Here is a 17,350-nt window from a genome sequence, read left to right as displayed (position 1 = left end):
CTGAAAGGCACCATCATCTCCACGCTGCAGTTCCCCGACGGCTTCCTCTGGGGCGCCGCCACCGCCGCCCACCAGATCGAGGGCAACAACGTCAACAGCAACTGGTGGGTGCACGAGCACGAGCCGGACACCACCATCGTCGAGCCCTCGGGTGACGCGGCGGACAGCTACCACCGGTACCGCGAGGACATCCGCATCGCCGCCGAGCTCGGGTTGAACTCGTACCGGTTCAGCATCGAGTGGGCCCGCATCGAGCCCGAGCGCGGGTTCGTCAGCCGCGCCGAGGTCGACCACTACCGCCGCATGGTCGACGCCTGCCACGAGTTCGGCATCGAGCCGATCGTCACCCTCATGCACTTCACCGTGCCGCGCTGGTTCGAACGCGACGGCTTCTGGCGCGCCCCCGATGCCGCCGACCTGTTCGCCCGCTACACCGAGGCCGCGCTCCCCGTGGTGCAGGACGGCGTCCGCTACGTCTGCACGATCAACGAGCCGAACATCGCGGCCATGCTCGCCGGCGGCGAGGACGCGGCCAACCTGGTGGCCTTCGGCCTGCCGAACCCGGACCTGGGCGTCGCCGACGCCCTGCTGGCCAGCCACAAGCGGTCGCGCGAGGTCCTGTCACAGGTGTCGGGCCTCCGGTCGGGGTGGACCATCGCGACGCAGGCGTTCAAGTCCAACGGTGAGCCGGGCGCGGACACGATGCTCCGCGAGTACGGGTACCCGCGCGACGACTGGTACCTCGAGAACGCCGCCGGCGACGACTTCCTGGGCGTGCAGGCCTACACCCGCACGTTCATCGGTCCGGACGGGCCCCTTCCCGTGTCCGACGACGTCGAGACGACCCTCACCGGCTGGGAGTTCTACCCCGAAGCCTCGGCCGACGGGCTCCGCAGCGCGTGGGAGCTCTCCGGCGGCGTCCCGCTGATGATCACCGAGAACGGCATCGCCACCGCCGACGACAGCCGTCGGCAGGCGTACACGCAGGGCGCCCTCGAGGGCATCCACCGCTGCATCGAGGACGGTATCGAGGTCCTCGGCTACCAGCACTGGTCGCTCCTCGACAACTACGAGTGGGCGTCGGGCTTCCGGCCGACGTTCGGGCTGGTCGCGTGGGACCGTGAGACCTTCGAGCGCACGCCGAAGGACTCCGCCCGCTGGTACGGGCGCGTCGCGCAGGCGAACGCCATCGAGCAGGTCACCGTCTAGGACGGTCGACCCGCGAGCGCGCGGCGGACGGGAGGCCCTGCTCCCGTCCGCCGCGCTTCGTCACGTCCGGCGCGGGTCGGCCCACGGGCCGTGGTGCGGACCGCGCTCAGGCAGCGGCGAGCAGGTCGGCCACGGCCGTCTCGCGGAGCAACTCCGCGCGGTCGGCAGCGGTCGAGCCCTCGTCGTCCACGGCATCGCGGTCGACGCCCTGCGCCAGCACCGCACGGACGGTCTCGACGTCGCCGGAGTCGACGGCCGCGATCAGCAGCGTCGCGCCACGTGAGCCGCGCGCCGCGGTGTCCGCACCCGCGGCGGCGAGGGCACGCACGATCGCGGCGTGCCCGCCCCACGCGGCGCGGATGATCGGGGTGTTGCCGTCGCCGTCACGGGCCTCCAGGTCGGCACCCGCTGCCACCAGCACGTCGACCGCCCGTCGCGCGTCGCGGTCGATCGCCAGCGTCAGCGGTGTGCGTCCCTCGGTGTCCTCGAGCTGCAGGGTCGCGCCGCGGCGCAGGAGCTCCTCGAGCATCTCGGGGTGGTCGAACCACGCGGCGGCGTGCAGCGGGGCGAAGCCCCATCGGGGGTCGACGTCGTCGACGTCGCTCGCGTCGTCGGCCAGGTGCAGCCCGCCGAGGTCGCCGTAGGCCGCGGCCCGGACCACCTCGGTCGTCCACTCCACCCAGCCGTCCGGCACCGGGCCGTGCCAGCCGCGTGCCGGCCGCGACTCCAGGCCCGAGTAGACGGACTCGGCGACGCTCCGGATCGCCACCCGGACACCACGGAACCGGATCGCGACCTCGCCGACGGGGGAGATCAGCAGCCGGAGTTCCCAGGCGTCGTGCTCGTTCAGGTACTCGAGCTCGCCCCGGGCGACGTGCGCGTCACCGGCGAGCAGCGCTGCGGGATCGACCCCGGGCGGGTCGATGACGGCGTCCCGGAGCCGGAGCGACACCCTGGCGTGGTTCCAGCGGCGCCACAGGCCGCTCGGGGTGTCGAGGACCTCGTCGTTGCGGACCACGATGTCCGCGTGCACGACGACCGGGTCGGGCACACCGTGGCCCGGCAGGTCGACGGGGGTGGTCACGTCGTCCTCGTCGGCGTCCGGGTCGACGACGGCGTCGGCGGACTCCACGACCCATCGTTCGATCCGCGAGTCGGTCCACTTGACCGTCAGGAGCGCGGCGACAGTGGGAGGGGCGTCCTCGAGCAACCGGGTCACGTGTTCGCGCTGGCCGTCGAAGTCCTCGAGGGAGACGTAGCCAACGGAGGGCCAGTTCACTCGACTCCATCGCACGGGACGACACTACCCGGCGGGTAGCCGGTGCCTCGCGGCGCGTGGGGTCCGTGGTGGTGCGGTCCGACGACGCTGGAGCCGCCGGATCACCGGACGGTCGACCGCGAACCACACCACGACCGAGGCGGCCACGGCGGCGACCGGCGCGGCGATGCCCGCGACGATCGGCGCTGCGGGGCCGGAGACGACCGCGGCGACCACGGCCACCGTCGCCGGTGCGAGGATCGGGTGCGTCAGGTACAGCGCGTACGAGGCATCGCCCAGCGTCCGCCCGACGGTGCCGGTGCACCGACGCAGGAGCGGCTCACCCACCACCGTCGTCGCCAGGGCCGCGGCCGCGAGCGGCAACAGCAGCAGGCTCGGCACGGACGCGCCCGCGACGGTGCCCACCACGAGCCAGATCGTGGTGATCGCCGCGGTCCGGAGCAGTGCCAGCCGGGTGCGGCGGTCGAGTGCCCACCGGCCGATCACCATGCCGACCAGGAAGCACAGCACGATGCGGTTCGCGTGGAACTGCCAGGTCGGCCACCCGTCCGGCCCGCGGAACGCCGAGGCGACCGCGAGCCCGACGAAGACGACGGACGCCAGCCGCAGGGGGTCGGAGCGGGTGGCGAGCGCGATCGTGACGACCACGTAGAACAGCAGCTCGAACGACAGCGTCCAGGTGACCGTGAAGAACGGCTCGACCACGCCGTTCGGGCCGCGGCCGGGCAGGAACAGGTACGACGACACGATGTACGTCGGTGACGTGGCCGCGCGTTCCAGGGCCTGCGGGGCGACCAGCAGCGTGACGAGCTTGATCGTCATCACCGCCCACGCGAGCGGCAGGATGCGGACCAGCCGACGGCGGAGGAACCCACGCCAGGTCGGCCTCGGGGTCCGCTGTGTCACGAGCACCGCGACGAACCCGCTGATCGCGAAGAACACCGTCACCCCGACCTGGCCGACGGGGATGTCGACCAGGGGTGTGCCGAGACGGGCGTGCAGGTACGTCGGCAGGTGCGAGAACACGACGAGGAGCGCGGCGACGAACCGCAGCACCTGGACGCCGGTGAAGGTCGGTCGTTCGGCTGGCATCGAGCAACTGTGGGCGGGCGGGTTCGCCGATCGCCAGCAGTTCGTACTCCGAGTTCCGTGTTTCGCAGCGTGGTCGAGCCGATCGCATCGCATCGCAGGTGCCGTGCATTCCGATTGCTCGCCAGCACCCGTCCGTGCTGTCGATGATGGCCCGATGGAACACGTCGGGCCCTCCGTTGGCCGCCCCGCTCCCCGTCCCCCCTCCACCCGCCGCCGTGGCCTCACCGCAGCTGCCGTCACGGGCGTCCTCCTCGCGGCGATCCTGTCCGAGCACGCCCAGCCCTCGTCCGCACGGGGCACCACGTCGACGGCCTCGACGACGCCGACGATCCGACCGGTCGGCGGGAGCGGTCTGTTCGGACCCGACGATCGCCCCCGGTTCACGGTCGACGGCGTGGAGCGTGCGGCGGACGTCACCTGGCGGGTCAACGACACCACGGGGACGATCGTCGACTCGGGGACCGGCCGGGCGGGGACCCGATCGGTCGAGGTGCACCCCACGAGCGCCCTGCCGTCCGGCACCTACAGGCTGACCGTGCAGACGCCGGGCGCGACCTCCGCGTCGACCCGGTTCGTGCGGACCATCGCCGGTCCGGTCGGCTCGGACCCGTACTTCGGTCTCGGCGTCAACCCCGTGGCGAGCGCGCTGCCCTCACTCGCCGCACTCGGTGCCGGCAGCTACCGACAGGACCTGCAGTGGAGCGCGGTCGAGAAGGTCGCCGGACGGTTCGACTTCGCGGCGACGGACGCCCGCATCGACCCGGTCGTGCGCGACATGGGGGTCAGTCCGCTCTTCGTCCTCGACTACGGCAACGTCGCGTACACCAACGACCCGATGGCACCACCGGACGTCTCGAAACCCGCCCAGGCCGCCGCGTGGAAGCGGTACGTCAAGGAGACCGTGTCCCACATGCGGGACCGGCACCCGGACACCGATCTGTCCTACGAGGTCTGGAACGAGTGGACCAACAACCACGGGGCGCTGCCCGCGACGCCCGCGGCCTACATCGAGCTCGCACGGGTCACAGCACAGGTCATCCGTGCCACCGACCCGGCGGCGACGATCGTCGGGCCGACCCAGAACGCGGTGTCCGACGACGAGCGCGCCTGGATCGGCGAGTGGTTCGGCCTCGGTGGTGCCGACCACGTCGACGCGGTCAGCATCCACCCCTACAACAACCCGTGGGGGCCCGAACTCTGCGTCCCGACCAATCCGTGCATCGAGGATGCGCTCGCGTGGCTCCGGACGACGGCCGACCGGTACCCGCGCCCCGACGGCAGCGCCTTGCCGATCTGGATCACCGAGGTCGGGTGGCCGACCCAGTTCGCCGGTCCCGGGTGGGTCCGACCGGAGGACCAGACCGCGTACGTCCTGCGCACCTACGCCATCGCCGCGCAGTACGGCGTCGAGCGGCTCTTCCTGTTCGAGATGGCCGAGCCCACCATCGCGAACGGCACCGCACGGACGTTCGGGCTGGTCGGCAACGCCGACGCCGGCTACGAGCCGAAGCCCTCCGCCGCGGCCTGGGCGACCATGCAGCGGGTCCTCGCCGGCAAGCGGTACGTGGCGGAGCACCGGATCGGTCCGGTCCGCCACATGCGGTTCACCTCGCCGGACGGCAAGCACCACGCCCGTGTCGTCTGGCAGTCGGAGGCGCAGCACCTGTCGACGCCCGTGCGCGTCTCACTCCGCGGAACCGGGCGGATCGTCGAACCCACCGGGTCCGAGAAGACCGTGCGGGGCACCGCCGGGAAGCTCGACATGTCCGCGAAGTGGATTCCCCGATTCGTCGTCTGGGACGAGTGACTCCGAGTGACTCCGAGTGGCCCCGCGGTGCACCTGGTGCGCCGCGGGGCCACTCGCGTCACCCGTGCTGCGGCGTCGTTCCCCGGTCGAACGCGTGGTGCACGCCGTGGTCGTCCGTTCCGTGCCACCCCTGCCACCGGCCACGGAGCTGTGCCTGCTGGAACCGGGTCGCATCGTGGTCCCGCTTCACCCGGGCCACGAGGACGGCCACCATCGACCGGGTGACCCAGTAGGCCGCCTGGCCGCGGAGCCGGTGCTTCCGGAGCACCCGGCCGAACCCCCGGTTGTACCGCAGCACCTTGGCCAGGGTCTCGTCCGTCATGCCGTCGTGCCGGAAGTCGCCGTGCCGCACGGTCACGTCCGGCATGTAGGCGATGCGGGCGCCGCGACGGAGTGCACGGATGACGAGGTCGTTCTCCTCGCCCGAACCGAACGGCGTCGCCGAACCGGTACCGAGCGCGACGTCGAAGAGCCCGTGCGTCTCGAGCAGTTCTCGCCGCAGGAAGATGCCTGCGGCGACGATCGTCCGGGGAACCCGCCAGCTCGTGACCCGGCATGCTCGTCGACGCCAGCGGAGCATCGTGCCGCTGTCGTCACTCGCGCGGCAGGGGATCGCTGCTCCATCGAGCTCCCGCCCGTCCATCCGCTCGGACAGGAGTTCGAGGACGCCGTCGTCGAACCAGCAGTCGTCGTCGGGGAACGCCACGATGTCCCCGCGGATCGTGGCGAGCCCGCGGTTCCGGCCACGGCTGACACCACGGACGACGGGCTCGTGCACGTGTTCGGCGTGACCGGCCTCGATCAGGTCCCGCAGGAGCGGCAGTGCGTCGGGCTTCGGGCGCTGCTCGACCACGGTCACGAAGACCGGCACACGTGCTCGGCGGATCGAGTCGAGGCAGCGTTCGATGTGTTCGGGCGAGCGGATCGTCGAGATGACCAGGTGGAAGCGGTGGTCGGGCCCGGTGACGGCGTTCACATCGACACCGTGCTCGTCGTCAGCAGGTCCGACGTCGAGCGCGTCCCCGACTTCCAGGCGAGCAGCTCGCCCCGGATCCGTTGCAAGCGGTCCTGCAGTTCGCGGACCCGTTCGGCGATGCCCGCACGCTCCTGTTCGGCCGCGCGCATCGCGTCGACCAGGGTGTGCGCCGAGTGGCCCACCGTGACGGGGGCGGCACGGCCGGTGACGCTCGACCAGAAGTCGTCGCACTTCGAGGCGTAGGACAGCGGGACCGTCGCGATGCCGAGCGACACCGCGGCGACGGCTCCGTGCAGCCGTTCCGACACCACGAGGTCGCAACCGCCGATCGCGGCCATCGTCGCAGCGACGTCCGTGGAGGCATGGACGACCGACGCCGTCGTCAGACGGCCTGCGAGCTGGCGTGCGGCGTCCTGGTCGGCTGCCGACAGGGCGAACGCGACCACCTCGGTCGCACCGGTGTCACGTGCGTGTTCGTCGACGGCCGCGGCGACGGTGGCGACGTCGAAGCGGGAGTGTGGATCGGACCCGAGGCTCACGCCGATGCGCGGAGCAGCCCGGGTGGGCCTGGGCACGTGCCGGACGAGGGGGTAGAGCAGCGCCGGGTCACCGCTGATGTCGACGGGCATCAGGTGCGCGGAGACCTCGTCCTGGGTGAGGGGACCGCGAACGCCGGCGATGTGCAGCCGCTGGAGCGTGCGCCAGGCTTCCCAGCGTTGCCGCTGCTGCGCCAGCGAGTACGTGTCCGATGCCGACGCCGCTCCGAGACCCACACCGATCAGCCCGTCCGCGCCGAAGTTGCGGATCGCCAGCCGTGCGTGCTCGGCCCACGACGCGAACCCGACGGACGTCCCGCCGCCGAGCAGGACGACCCGTTCCGTGCCGAGCGTGCGGAGCCGGTCGACCCCGAATCGTGGCGCCGTCCGGAGGTAGTCGCGTGCGTTGAGCGGTGCCTGCACCGTGAGGGGGTCGTCGAGCGCAGCGCGCCAGGTCTCGTACAGCAGGTCGTCGCCGAAGTTGGCGTTCCCCTGCCACCCGAGGTAGACGAGGGAACGGCGTGTGGGCGGCTTCATCAGTGGTCCTCCGCGGTGCGACGAGCTCGCGACGATCGACGAGGGCTCTCGCTGACCGGTGCCGACGGCTCGTAGTTGTAGTAGGTCTTCGCGCGACGCTGCACCGGTAGACGGTTCACGACGAGGCCGAGCAGGCGGGCGCCGACCTGGGTCACGGTGCGCTCTGCCGCCGTGAAGTCCGCGCGTCTGGTCCGCCCGTCCACGCTCACCACGAGCAGGACACCGCTGCAGATCGCGCCCAGCACAGCGGGGTCGGTCACCGGGAGCATCGGAGGTGCGTCGACGATGACGTACTCGTATCGGGACTCGAGTTCGCGGACCAGCTCGACCATGCGGCTCGAGCTCAGGAGTTCGCTCGGGTTCGGCGGAACGCGCCCCGCGGCGAGGACGTGGAGGGGGGAGTCCGCGCCGACTTCTTGGACGGCGTCGTCGAGGGCGACCTGCCGGGTCAGGACCGTGGAGAGTCCGACGCGGCTCTCGATGCCCAGGTAGGTGCCGGTGGTCGGTCGTCGGAGATCGGCGTCGACGAGGACGACGCGCGAGCCGTTCTGGGCGAGCATGAGCGCGAGGTTCACGGCGGTCGAGGACTTCCCCTCGCCCGGCGTCGCGCTGGTCACGACGATGCTCTGCGCGTCCCCGTCGAGGTTCGTGTAGGTCAGGTGGGTCCGGAGCTGGCGGAACGCCTCGGCTCGCGTGCTGTAGCGGTTGCCGAATGACACGAGCGGTTCGTTCGCGATGGTCTCGTCCAGGGGGAACTCGCCCAGCACGCTCGCGTGGGTGAGCCGGCGCAGTGCCTCGAACGAGCGGAGGCGGGTGTCGAGGACCTCGCGGAGCACGGCTTGGGCGATGCCGAGCGCGAGTCCGGCGAGCACACCGATGGCGGTGTTGACGGCCAGTCGGGGTGAGAACGGCGTGCTCGGAGCGGTTGCGGGCTGGAAGACGCTGAGGTGCACGAGGCCGTCGGTGGCGGCCGCTTCGTTCTCGACCTGTTCGACCACCTTCACCAGCTGAGCCGTGACGGCGTTCGCGATGGCGGCGGCCTGCGACGGGGACTCGTCGGTCGCGCTGATCGCGATGAGCACGGTGTCGCGTTTCGACTCCGCCGTGACCACCCGCCCGAGGCCGCCGCCGCCAGGCAGCCCGAGCTGCTTCGCGGCCTGTCCGAGCACCTGGGGCGTGACCGCCAGCGCCTCGTACGACTTGACCCGGGCGGCCGAGAAGGTGTTGCCCTGGCTGAGGTCGGTGACCGAGGCCCCGCCTGCCACGGACACGAACACCTCGCTCGTCGCCCGGTACTGCGGTGCCTGGACCGCGGAGAAGGCCGCCGCGAGTCCGGTCGCGAGCAGCAGCACCGCGGCGATGGAGATCCAGCGGTGCCGGAGCACGTCGATGAACTGCGCGAGTGTCATCCGAGCCTTTCCTTCGGGTTTCGATGTGTGATACTCATAGTAGTTGATATGAAATATTACGCAACCAAGTGGAGGAAGCGCGGATGACCGTCCTCGGAACCCTGCTCCTCGTCGCGCTCGGCGTCGGACTGACGGTGCGTCGCGAGTGGTTGCCGGTGATCATCGGGGCGGCTGCAGGGCTGCCGTACTCGGCGGGCGTCGTCGTCGGGGGGAACGGCGTGCCGCTGTTCACCGTCGCGGCAGCAGCCAGCGCCTGCGCACTGCTCGGGACGCGTCGACTGGGGACGTCGCACTGGACTGCGAACGCCTTCGCCGTCTTCCTCGCGTGGACGACGGTGATCACCGCGCTGGCTCCGTGGATGTTCGGCGGCATCCGGGTCCTCGTCTCGCGCGGGGGAGTCGATCACCAGGTGGCCGACCCCGGTGTGCTCGCCTACACGGTGAGCAACGGGGCACAGCTCGCCTACCTGCTCCTCGCCGCCTGCTGCGCGCTCTACCTGGTGCGCGTCCGGGGTGCCGTCCTCGCGGTCGGTGTCGCGCTGGTCGTGGGGACGGTGACGACGAGCATCCGGGGCTTCCTCCTGCTGTTCCGAGCGGACGTGACGGCTCCCCTCTTCGACACCCTGCCGAACGTGGCGTACGCCTGGACCACGACGGAGGACCGGTTGCGCGGGGTCTTCAGCGAACCGAGCGAGCTCGCCGCGTTCTCCCTGCCCGCGGTCGCGTTCTTCGTCGTTGCGGCGCTGCGCTCCACCGGGCGGACCCGGTTCCTCTGGTCCGCGGCGGCAGCCCTCGCGTGCTCCAACCTGCTGCAGGCGTCCTCGGGCACGGCCGTCGTCGCATCCGCCGTCGTGATCGGGTTGGGCATCGTCGTCCTGGCCGTCCGGTACGTCGTCCGCGGTGGCGTCGGCACCCCGTGGCTCGTCATCGGCGTGCTCACTGCGGCCGTGGTCGCCCTGGTCGCCGGTGACCACCTGCTCGCGCCGATCCGGGAACTCGTCGTCGACAAGGTGGACAGCAAGTCGTACGACTCCCGGACGGGCGCGGACACGTTCAGCTGGGGCGTCCTCGCGGACACGCTCGGGATGGGCGCCGGCATCGGCAGCAACCGACCGTCGTCGTTCGGCATGTCCCTGTTGTCCACCGTCGGCATCCCGGGCACCGCGGCGTTCGCGGCACTCGTCACGGGCATCGTCGCGACCGCGATCCGGCGTCCGGGCACGGTCGCGGCGGCCACGGCACTCGTCGCGCTGGTCGTCGCCAAGGTCGTCGGGACGCCCGACTTCTCGACCCCGGTCCTCTGGGTCCTCATCGCGGCCTGCGCGACCCCGACGTGGGTCCCGACCGCCGTCCCCACCCTCCGGCCCACGATTCCCACCCGCCGGCCCACCGTCCCCGCACTGACAGGAACTCGATCGTGATCGCCATCCTCATCGTCTGCGAAGGGAACGTCTGTCGTTCCCCCTACGTCGAACGCGTGCTCCGGGCCCGCCTGGACGCCGTCGCCCCGGGAGCGTTCCAGGTGTTCAGCGCAGGGACCGCCGCCGAGCCCGGTGCGGCGATGTTCCCGCGCTCGTCCGACGCCGTCCTGCGCCACGGCGCCGATCCCTCCGGCTTCGCAGGGACGCCCCTGACGGCACGCGTGCTCGACGGCCCCGCGCTCGTGCTCACCCTGGAACGCCAGCACCGTGCCGCGGTGCTCGACATCGCTCCCGCGCTGTTGCGGCGGACGTTCACGCTGCGCGAGTTCGAACGGCTCGTCCGTCCGCTCCTCGGTCAGGACGCCGTCGGCGCGGGGTTCTGGGATGACTTCCCCAGGTTGGTCGCACGTTCCCGACTCGGCACCGCCCCCACCGAGCCGGAGGCGGACGACATCGCCGACCCGGTCCGTGGGGACGACGCCGACCACGCCCGGATGTGCGCGCTGGCCGACGAGGCGATCGACGCCGTCGTCGCCTGTGCCGCACGAGCGACGGAAGGAGCTCGCGATGCGCGGACTGCTCGTGCATGAGTGGATCGAAGCGGTCGGCGGCGCCGAACGTGTCCTCGACGCCATGGCGGACGAGTACCCGGACGCCGATCTCTTCGGCCTCTGGTTCGACGCCCCTGGCCGGTACCCCGGCCGGCGGGTGATCGAGAGCGCCCTCGCGCCGACGCCGCTGCGGGGTCGCAAGGCCCTGGCCGTCCCCTTCCTCCCCGCGCTGTGGTCGCACGGGCTGCGCGACCTCGGACCGTACGACTGGGCGCTCGTCAGTTCGCACCTGTTCGCGCACCAGGCCCGTGTGCCCGGTGTCGATCCCGAGCGCCAGTTCACCTACGTGCACACACCGGCGCGGTACCTCTGGAACCCGGAGCTCGATGCCCGCGGCTCGTCCGTCGCCGCACGGGTCGCGGGTCCCGCGCTCCGTGCAGTGGACCGCCGTCGGGGTGGGGCGCTCCGGCACGTCGCGGCCAACAGTCGTTTCGTGCAGCAGCGCATCCGAGCGTGCTGGGACGTCGATGCGGTCGTGATCCACCCGCCCGTCGGGGTCGAACGACTCACCGCTGTCGACGACTGGGCGCAGGTGCTCGACGACCGTGAGCGTGCGCTGCTCGAGTCATTGCCCGCGGGCTTCCTGCTGGGTGCGTCCCGGTTCGTGCCGTACAAGCGACTCGACGTGGTGATCGAGGCCGGCCGGGCATCTGCGCGGCCGGTGGTGCTCGCCGGTGACGGACCCGACCTCGAACGGCTCCGGGCGCTCGCCGCTGACTCGGACGTCGACGTCCGCATCGTCGTCCGGCCGTCCGACGCGCTCCTGGCGGCACTGCTGCAGCGTGCAGCCGTCTACGTGTTCCCACCGGTGGAGGACTTCGGCATCATGCCGGTCGAGGCCATGGCGCTCGGCACGCCGGTCGTCGTGAACGCCGTCGGCGGCGCGTGCGACTCGGTGGAGCCCGGTCGGAGCGGTGTCGTCCTGCACGACTTCGCCCCGTCGACGATCCGGTCGGCCGTCGAGGCGGCTGCGGGACTCGACGGTGCGGACTGCCGAGCGCGGGCCGACACGTTCTCCACCACACGCTTCCGGCGCGAGATCGGCGCGTGGACCGGGATCCCGAGCGCGGTCCGTTCCTGACGCGCCCGGCCAGGAGGCCCGCCAGTCGTCGCCGGGTCGGCCCGCGGCAGGCGCCGCGCACGTGCAGTGCCGCCGTCCCGCGTCAGCGGGCGGCCGCCACCAGGATCGCTTCGAGCTGCGCGACGACGCGCGGGAGGTCGAACCGCCTGGCGGTCCGACGGCCGTTGTCGGCGAGCCGATCCCGGGCCTCCTGGCCGTCTGCCAGTCGCACCATGGCGGACGCGAGCGCTGCGACGTCGCCGGGTGGGACGAGGAGGCCGTCCTGATCGTGGGTGATGATCTCGGCGGGGCCACCCGCATCGCTGGCGATCACGGCCCGGCCCAGCGCCATGGCCTCGATGACGACCTGTCCGAACGGCTCCGCGCGTGTGCTGGCGTGGACGACGAAGTCACACGCGGCCATCTCGGCGGCGACGTCGTGCTGGTGCCCACGGAAGTCGACGGAGTCCCGCACGTCGAGTTCGGACGCGAGCGTGTGGAGCGACCGGGCGAACGCGTCGTCGGCGCCGAACAGCGGTGCGCCCACGAGACGGAGTCGTGCGTCGGGGTCGAGACCGGACGCGCGGGCGGCCGCGAAGGCGCGGAGGGCGACGTCCTGACCCTTCCACGGCGTGAGGCGTCCGACCATGCCGATCGTGCACACCGGAGCGGTGTGCGGCGTTGGTTCCGCCGGGACGGACACGGGGCAGGCGACGACGGTGACGGGCCGGGGCAGGCGACCGAGCGTCCGGGCCGTGGTCCGCGAGTTCGCGACCACCGTCCGGGGGAGGACCGCGAACGCGAGCCGGAGCAGCGCTGCGTTCACTCGCGACGACTCATCGGCACCGACGAGGTCGTGTGCGTGGGCGACCACGGGGATCCCGGCCCGCCGCCCGGCGAGTCCACCCCAGATGTGTGCCTTCGCCGAGTGGGTCGTCAGCACGTCGACACCGAGGGCGCGCAGGACGCGGGTGAGTTCGTGGGTGGCGCGGAGCGTGCTGACCGTCTTCGCGAGGAGCCCAGCTCCCGTGGTGGCGGTGTGGTGCCGGACGGTCGCATCGAGGGGAACGACCTGGCAGCGCACCCCGGAGTCGGCGAGGCGTTCCTCGAGCGGGCCGTGTTCGCCGAGGACCACGATCGGTTCGATCCTCGTGCACGAGGCGGTCACCCGGGCGACGAGCAGTTCTGCCCCGGAGAGGGCTGCGGAGTGGCTGAGGAAGGCCACCAGAGGCAACCGATCAGTTGTCATGCATTCAGCATATCAAGTATTGTATAGAACGTGACATACAAATGTCCGCGGGTCCGATGACGCGCCCGACACCTCCCGCTCCAGATCGGAACACACCATGGCCCTGAGCTCCCATCCTCCCGTCCGCCGCTTGCTCGTCACCGGACTGACCGCCGTCGGCATCCTCGCTGCAGTGACCGCGTGCTCCGGCACCGGCGACGACAAGCCGACCCCGAAGCCGAGTGCGAGCGCGACGGCCCAGGCGGACGAGCAGGTCTTCTCGAACCCGCCTGCCGACATCGGGAAGGTCCGGGCCGGGTGCAAGGACGGCAAGGCCGTCGTCGACCAGGCCAACAAGGACGTCACCGTCGGGGACTGCGCGTCGGTGGAGATCACCGCGGGCAACGCGGTCGTGCACCTCGGGAACGTCGAGGAACTCGTCGTCTCCGGTTCCATCAACGACATCGCCGCGAAGCAGGTCGGCTCGGTGCGGGTGACCACCGACGGCAACCGCCTGACCAGTGACAACGAGCCGAAGATCAGCGACGACGGCAAGGACAACGTGTTCCGCACGCGCTGATCGACACACACGCAGAACGACGAATGCCGCCGGCCCCAGGCCGGCGGCATTCGTCGTTCTGTCCCGCTGTTCTCCTCCCGCATCGCGGTTGACGCACGGGAACGGGCGCCCCTCCTGGTGGAGGGGCGCCCGTCGCGTGGTGCTGGTGGTGTTACCGGATGACGTTGATGGTGCGCTGGTCAGCAGGGCCGTTGAGGTTGCCCTTGGTGATCTGCTTGGTGAACAGCGTGTACGCCTGCGGGGTGAGGGTGCGCTCGACGGAGATCGTCCAGGCGCCCTGACCGTTCACCGTCGCGGAGCCCAGGCGGCTCACGGTGCCGTTCAGGACGACCTTGGCGCCGGGGGCACCGGTCCCCGTGAAGACGACCTGGTCGCCTCGGAGGGTCCCACCGTTGCCGGGGGTCTCGATGACGAGGTCCGCGGGCGTGCCGTAGTCGAGCGTCGCCGTCTTGGGCGCCGAGACCGTGCCGTTGACCGTCTGGGTGACGGTGAAGGTGCGGACGCCGGCGACCGTGGCGGGGATCGTGACGGAGTACTTCCCGTCGACGGCCTTGACGCTCTCGATGATCGTCGTGCCTTCGCGGACGATGACGTCCGCCCCGGTCTGGGCGTTGCCCGAGACGACGGCGTTCTGCTCGACGTCACGGTCGAAGACCCCGTTGGCCGTCAGCGCCGTGATCTGCTCGTTGCGGACGGTGACGGTGATGTTGACGCGCTGGGTGAGGCCGCCCTTGCTGGTCTGGAGTGCGTGGAGGTCGTAGACCGCCGGGTTGAGCTGGCGGGTGACGTCCACGGTCCAGGCGCCGTCGGTGATCTTGGTGTCACCGACGGAGGAGCTGTTGCCGCGCATGTCGAGCTTGGCGCCGGTGGCTCCGGTGCCGGTGAAGCGGATGGAGCCGTTGGTGACGGTGGCGCCGTTGGCCGGGGTCTGGATGACCGGGGCTGCGGGGTTGCCGTAGTCGAGGGAGCGGTCCAGTGGTGCGGAGACCTGGCCTCGGACGGTCTGGGTGACGGTGAAGTCGTTGACGCCGAAGTGGGCCTTGTTCGCGGGGATCGTGATCGTGTAGCGGCCGTTGGTGGCGATGGCGGTGCCGATGGTGTCGCCGTTGCTGTCCTTCACGGTGACGGTTGCGCCGGGGTTGGCGGAGCCGGTGATCGCGGCGGGCAGGTTCTCGTCCGTGGTGTTGAACGCGGCGGTCGCGGTCAGCGGAGCAACCGGCGCCTCGTCGGTGATCGTGATCGTGATCGGGACCTGCGTCGTGAGTCCGCCCTTGGTGGTCTGCACGGCGCGCAGGTTGTAGACGTTGTTCGACAGGTCGATCGTCACCGGTGCGTTCCAGACACCGTCGGTGACGGTACCGGTCGCGATGGCTCGGACGGAACCGCGGACGTCGATGCGGGCGCCCTCGTCACCGGTACCGGTGAAGGTCAGGCCGTCCTTCTGGACCGTCGAGCCGTTCGCCGGGCTGGTGATGCGGATCGGTGCCGGCATGCCGTAGTCGAGCGAGACGTCCTTCTCGGGCGAGGTCGTGTCGTTCTTCGTCTGGGTCACGGTGAAGTCGTTGACGCCGGTGTGGGCGAACGACGGCGGGACCGGGATCGAGTACTTCCCGTCGACTGCCTCGGTGCGGCCGACCTCGTTGCCGAGGCTGTCCTTGACGATCACGGTCGCGCCCGTGGTGGCGTCGCCGGAGATCGTCGCGGGCTTGGTGACGTCGTCATCGAACGCGCCGACCGCGGTGAGCTCGGTCGTGAGCGGGTTCGTCGCGACCGTGAAGGAGACCTTCTCGGTGCTCGGTGCCCCGGTGAGCGGGGTCTGGATCACGTCGAACTCGTAGGAGCCGTCTGCGAGGTCCGCGGTCGCGGGGACGCTCCAGGCGCCGTCCTTCACGACGGTGGTCGCGATGAGGTTGTCGTCGGCGTCGCGGATCTCGATCGTGGCACCCTCGTCGCCGGTACCCGAGAACACCGGGCGCTTGGAGTCGACCGTGGAGCCGTCGGCCGGCGTGGTGACGACGAGCGCGTCCGGTGCGGGAACCTCGGCGGCTTCGACCGTGGCCTGCGTGGTGCTGGTGGTGTTGAACGCTCCCTCGGTGGCGGTACCGCTGAGCACGGTGCGCATCGGGAAGGTGCCGGCCTCGGCGTCCTCGGGCGTGTTCACGTCGATGTTCCAGCGCATCAGGGACGCGTCGGGAAGGTTCCAGGTCGTGGTGGTCGTCGCGAAGTCGTAGGTGTACTTCGTGCCGTCCGCGGAACGGACCCCGTTGGTCAGGGTCATGGCCGAGTTCGTCCAGGCGTCGTCACCCGGCTTCTTGAACGAACCCTCGATCGTGCTCTGGTCCGCGGCGAAGGTGGTGCCCTCGGGAGCGGTGAACTCGACCTTGCCCTGCGGGCGGCTGATCGAACCGTTCGTCTTGAAAAGGGATTCCACCGAGGTGACCTCGCCACGTTCGAGCGTGACTGCGGTGCCGGCCTGGCCAGAGATCGCGGCGTCGTTGATCACGACGTCGAGGTCCTTCGAGTCGTGCTCCTCGCCTTCGATCTCCTGCACCACGTGTAGTGCGTTCGTGCCGCGCTCGAGGCCGTCGACCGTGATGCTCCACGCACCGGTCTCGGCGTCGGCCTCGGTGCTCTCGTCGCCGATCGTGATCGTCGCGCCCGGAGTTGCGGTACCCGAGATCACGGCGGACTTGCCTGCGTGGTCGATCGAAGCGATGTCGGCCACGAGGTCGACGACGTTGGTCTCGATGGTGGTGGTCGTCGTGCCCTCAGCCAGGAAGTCGCCCTTGCTGCTGGTGCCCGGCATGGAGAACTCCATTGCGTCGGAACCGGCGGGAGCGTCCTCGTCAGCGGTCACGCCGACCATGAAGCGGTACTGCTCGTCGGCGGGGTGGTTCGCGGCCCACTCGGCATCGAACGTGATGGTCTTGCCGTCATTCGACCGCGAACCGTCGGTCAGCGGGACGGACGTGGTGTTCGCCCAGTCGTCCTCTCCGACGTCACGCATCTGGCCCTGGACCGTGGCCTGCTGGTCGAACGTGGTGCCTTCGGGTGCGTCGAGCGTGACCGTGCCGTCGGTGTTCGTGCGCGCCTCGCGGTTCTCGACCACGAACGGCACCGGGGTGCTCTCGCCGCGCTCGAGCTCGATCGGGCCCTGGTCGACACCGACGAGCGTGCCGCCCTCGACGATCGTCGCGGTGACAGTCTTCTCGTCGACCCGCGCGTTGTTGAAGCGCTGCGTCGCGGTGAGGGAGTTCGCCCCGACTGAGAGCCCTTCGACGGTCATCGACCAGTTGCCGCTCGAGTTGACGTCGACGGTCTTGTTGCCGATCGTCACCGTGCCGTTCGGCGTTGCCGTACCCGACACCTCAGCGGTCCTCGCGATGTTGTTCGCCTTCGTCACCTGCGCGGTCATGGCTCGGGTGCTCGGGAAAATCTCATCGTACGTCGCGAGTTCGTAACCTGTCTGGCCTTTCCCAAGCCATGCTGGCTCATTCGAGTACGGCCAGATACCGATCCGGGAAGAACCCTCCCAGAGGGTGCCGCCACTGAGGTTGATCTGCACCGCGTTGCCGCAAGATCCAACGGTGTAGTCGTGGGTGAAG

Annotated in this window: 13 protein-coding genes; 6 read left to right on the top strand and 7 right to left on the bottom strand. The window is 70.7% G+C overall.

Annotation, left to right across the window (positions count from 1 at the left end):
- The first annotated feature begins 12 nt into the window (after nucleotides 1-12).
- On the top strand, nucleotides 13-1,209 hold the full coding sequence (locus tag ITJ50_RS09675) for a glycoside hydrolase family 1 protein (RefSeq protein ID WP_156463800.1): 1,197 nt from the start codon (nucleotides 13-15) through the stop codon (nucleotides 1,207-1,209).
- A gap of 106 nt (nucleotides 1,210-1,315) precedes the next feature.
- Here the strand turns inward: ITJ50_RS09675 and ITJ50_RS09670 are convergent, their stop codons facing one another.
- Nucleotides 1,316-2,503, bottom strand: coding sequence for an ankyrin repeat domain-containing protein (locus ITJ50_RS09670; protein WP_194590389.1), 1,188 nt, complete (start codon nucleotides 2,501-2,503; stop codon nucleotides 1,316-1,318).
- Nucleotides 2,504-2,512: 9 nt separating this feature from the next.
- Nucleotides 2,513-3,580: an acyltransferase family protein gene (locus ITJ50_RS09665; RefSeq protein WP_194590388.1), complete on the bottom strand. Its 1,068-nt coding sequence runs from the start codon at nucleotides 3,578-3,580 to the stop codon at nucleotides 2,513-2,515.
- Between the two features lie 154 nt (nucleotides 3,581-3,734).
- On the opposite strand from ITJ50_RS09665, the gene ITJ50_RS09660 reads away from it, so the two are divergent.
- Nucleotides 3,735-5,387 (top strand): GH39 family glycosyl hydrolase, encoded by a 1,653-nt coding sequence (locus ITJ50_RS09660; RefSeq protein WP_194590387.1) that lies wholly within the window; start codon nucleotides 3,735-3,737, stop codon nucleotides 5,385-5,387.
- Between the two features lie 58 nt (nucleotides 5,388-5,445).
- Here ITJ50_RS09660 and ITJ50_RS17635 read toward each other — a convergent pair whose 3' ends face one another.
- Genes ITJ50_RS17635 through ITJ50_RS09645 form a run of 3 tightly spaced genes read right to left on the bottom strand, consistent with a single transcriptional unit; the run spans nucleotide 5,446 to nucleotide 8,845 of the window.
- A complete protein-coding gene (locus ITJ50_RS17635) occupies nucleotides 5,446-6,363 on the bottom strand; it encodes a glycosyltransferase family 2 protein (protein ID WP_194590386.1) in 918 nt (305 codons plus the stop codon).
- A complete protein-coding gene (locus tag ITJ50_RS09650) occupies nucleotides 6,360-7,436 on the bottom strand; it encodes a polysaccharide pyruvyl transferase family protein (protein ID WP_194590385.1) in 1,077 nt (358 codons plus the stop codon). The genes ITJ50_RS17635 and ITJ50_RS09650 overlap by 4 nt, the downstream gene beginning before the upstream one ends.
- Entirely contained in the window at nucleotides 7,436-8,845 is a 1,410-nt protein-coding gene (locus ITJ50_RS09645) for a polysaccharide biosynthesis tyrosine autokinase (RefSeq protein ID WP_194590384.1), read from the bottom strand. The genes ITJ50_RS09650 and ITJ50_RS09645 overlap by 1 nt, the downstream gene beginning before the upstream one ends.
- 83 nt (nucleotides 8,846-8,928) lie before the next feature.
- Between ITJ50_RS09645 and ITJ50_RS09640 the strand changes: the two genes are divergently transcribed.
- Genes ITJ50_RS09640 through ITJ50_RS09630 form a run of 3 tightly spaced genes read left to right on the top strand, consistent with a single transcriptional unit; the run spans nucleotide 8,929 to nucleotide 11,958 of the window.
- Nucleotides 8,929-10,266 carry a hypothetical protein gene (locus ITJ50_RS09640; RefSeq protein WP_161598084.1) on the top strand — a complete coding sequence of 446 codons (1,338 nt, stop codon included), beginning with the start codon at nucleotides 8,929-8,931 and terminating at the stop codon, nucleotides 10,264-10,266.
- Nucleotides 10,263-10,856 (top strand): hypothetical protein, encoded by a 594-nt coding sequence (locus tag ITJ50_RS09635; protein ID WP_056069560.1) that lies wholly within the window; start codon nucleotides 10,263-10,265, stop codon nucleotides 10,854-10,856. The genes ITJ50_RS09640 and ITJ50_RS09635 overlap by 4 nt, the downstream gene beginning before the upstream one ends.
- The gene (locus ITJ50_RS09630; protein ID WP_056069787.1) at nucleotides 10,834-11,958 is read left to right on the top strand and encodes a glycosyltransferase; all 1,125 of its coding nucleotides are present in this window, start codon (nucleotides 10,834-10,836) and stop codon (nucleotides 11,956-11,958) included. Before ITJ50_RS09635 ends, ITJ50_RS09630 begins: the two co-directional genes overlap by 23 nt.
- Before the next feature lie 82 nt (nucleotides 11,959-12,040).
- On the opposite strand, the gene ITJ50_RS09625 is transcribed toward ITJ50_RS09630, so the two are convergent.
- Complete coding sequence (locus ITJ50_RS09625; protein ID WP_082509481.1) at nucleotides 12,041-13,186, bottom strand: glycosyltransferase; 1,146 nt, start codon at nucleotides 13,184-13,186, stop codon at nucleotides 12,041-12,043.
- 97 nt (nucleotides 13,187-13,283) lie between these two features.
- Here ITJ50_RS09625 and ITJ50_RS09620 point away from each other — a divergent pair, with 97 nt between their 5' ends.
- Nucleotides 13,284-13,745, top strand: coding sequence for a DUF3060 domain-containing protein (locus tag ITJ50_RS09620; RefSeq protein ID WP_156155317.1), 462 nt, complete (start codon nucleotides 13,284-13,286; stop codon nucleotides 13,743-13,745).
- 151 nt (nucleotides 13,746-13,896) lie between these two features.
- Here the strand turns inward: ITJ50_RS09620 and ITJ50_RS09615 are convergent, their stop codons facing one another.
- Nucleotides 13,897-17,160 (bottom strand): Ig-like domain-containing protein, encoded by a 3,264-nt coding sequence (locus tag ITJ50_RS09615; protein ID WP_194590383.1) that lies wholly within the window; start codon nucleotides 17,158-17,160, stop codon nucleotides 13,897-13,899.
- Nucleotides 17,161-17,350 lie beyond the last annotated feature (190 nt).

The organism is Curtobacterium sp. VKM Ac-2889 (assembly GCF_015350855.1).
Lineage (GTDB): Bacteria > Actinomycetota > Actinomycetes > Actinomycetales > Microbacteriaceae > Curtobacterium > Curtobacterium poinsettiae.
Note: the sequence above shows the minus strand (reverse complement) of the source record. Positions and strands in the feature narration are given on the sequence as shown.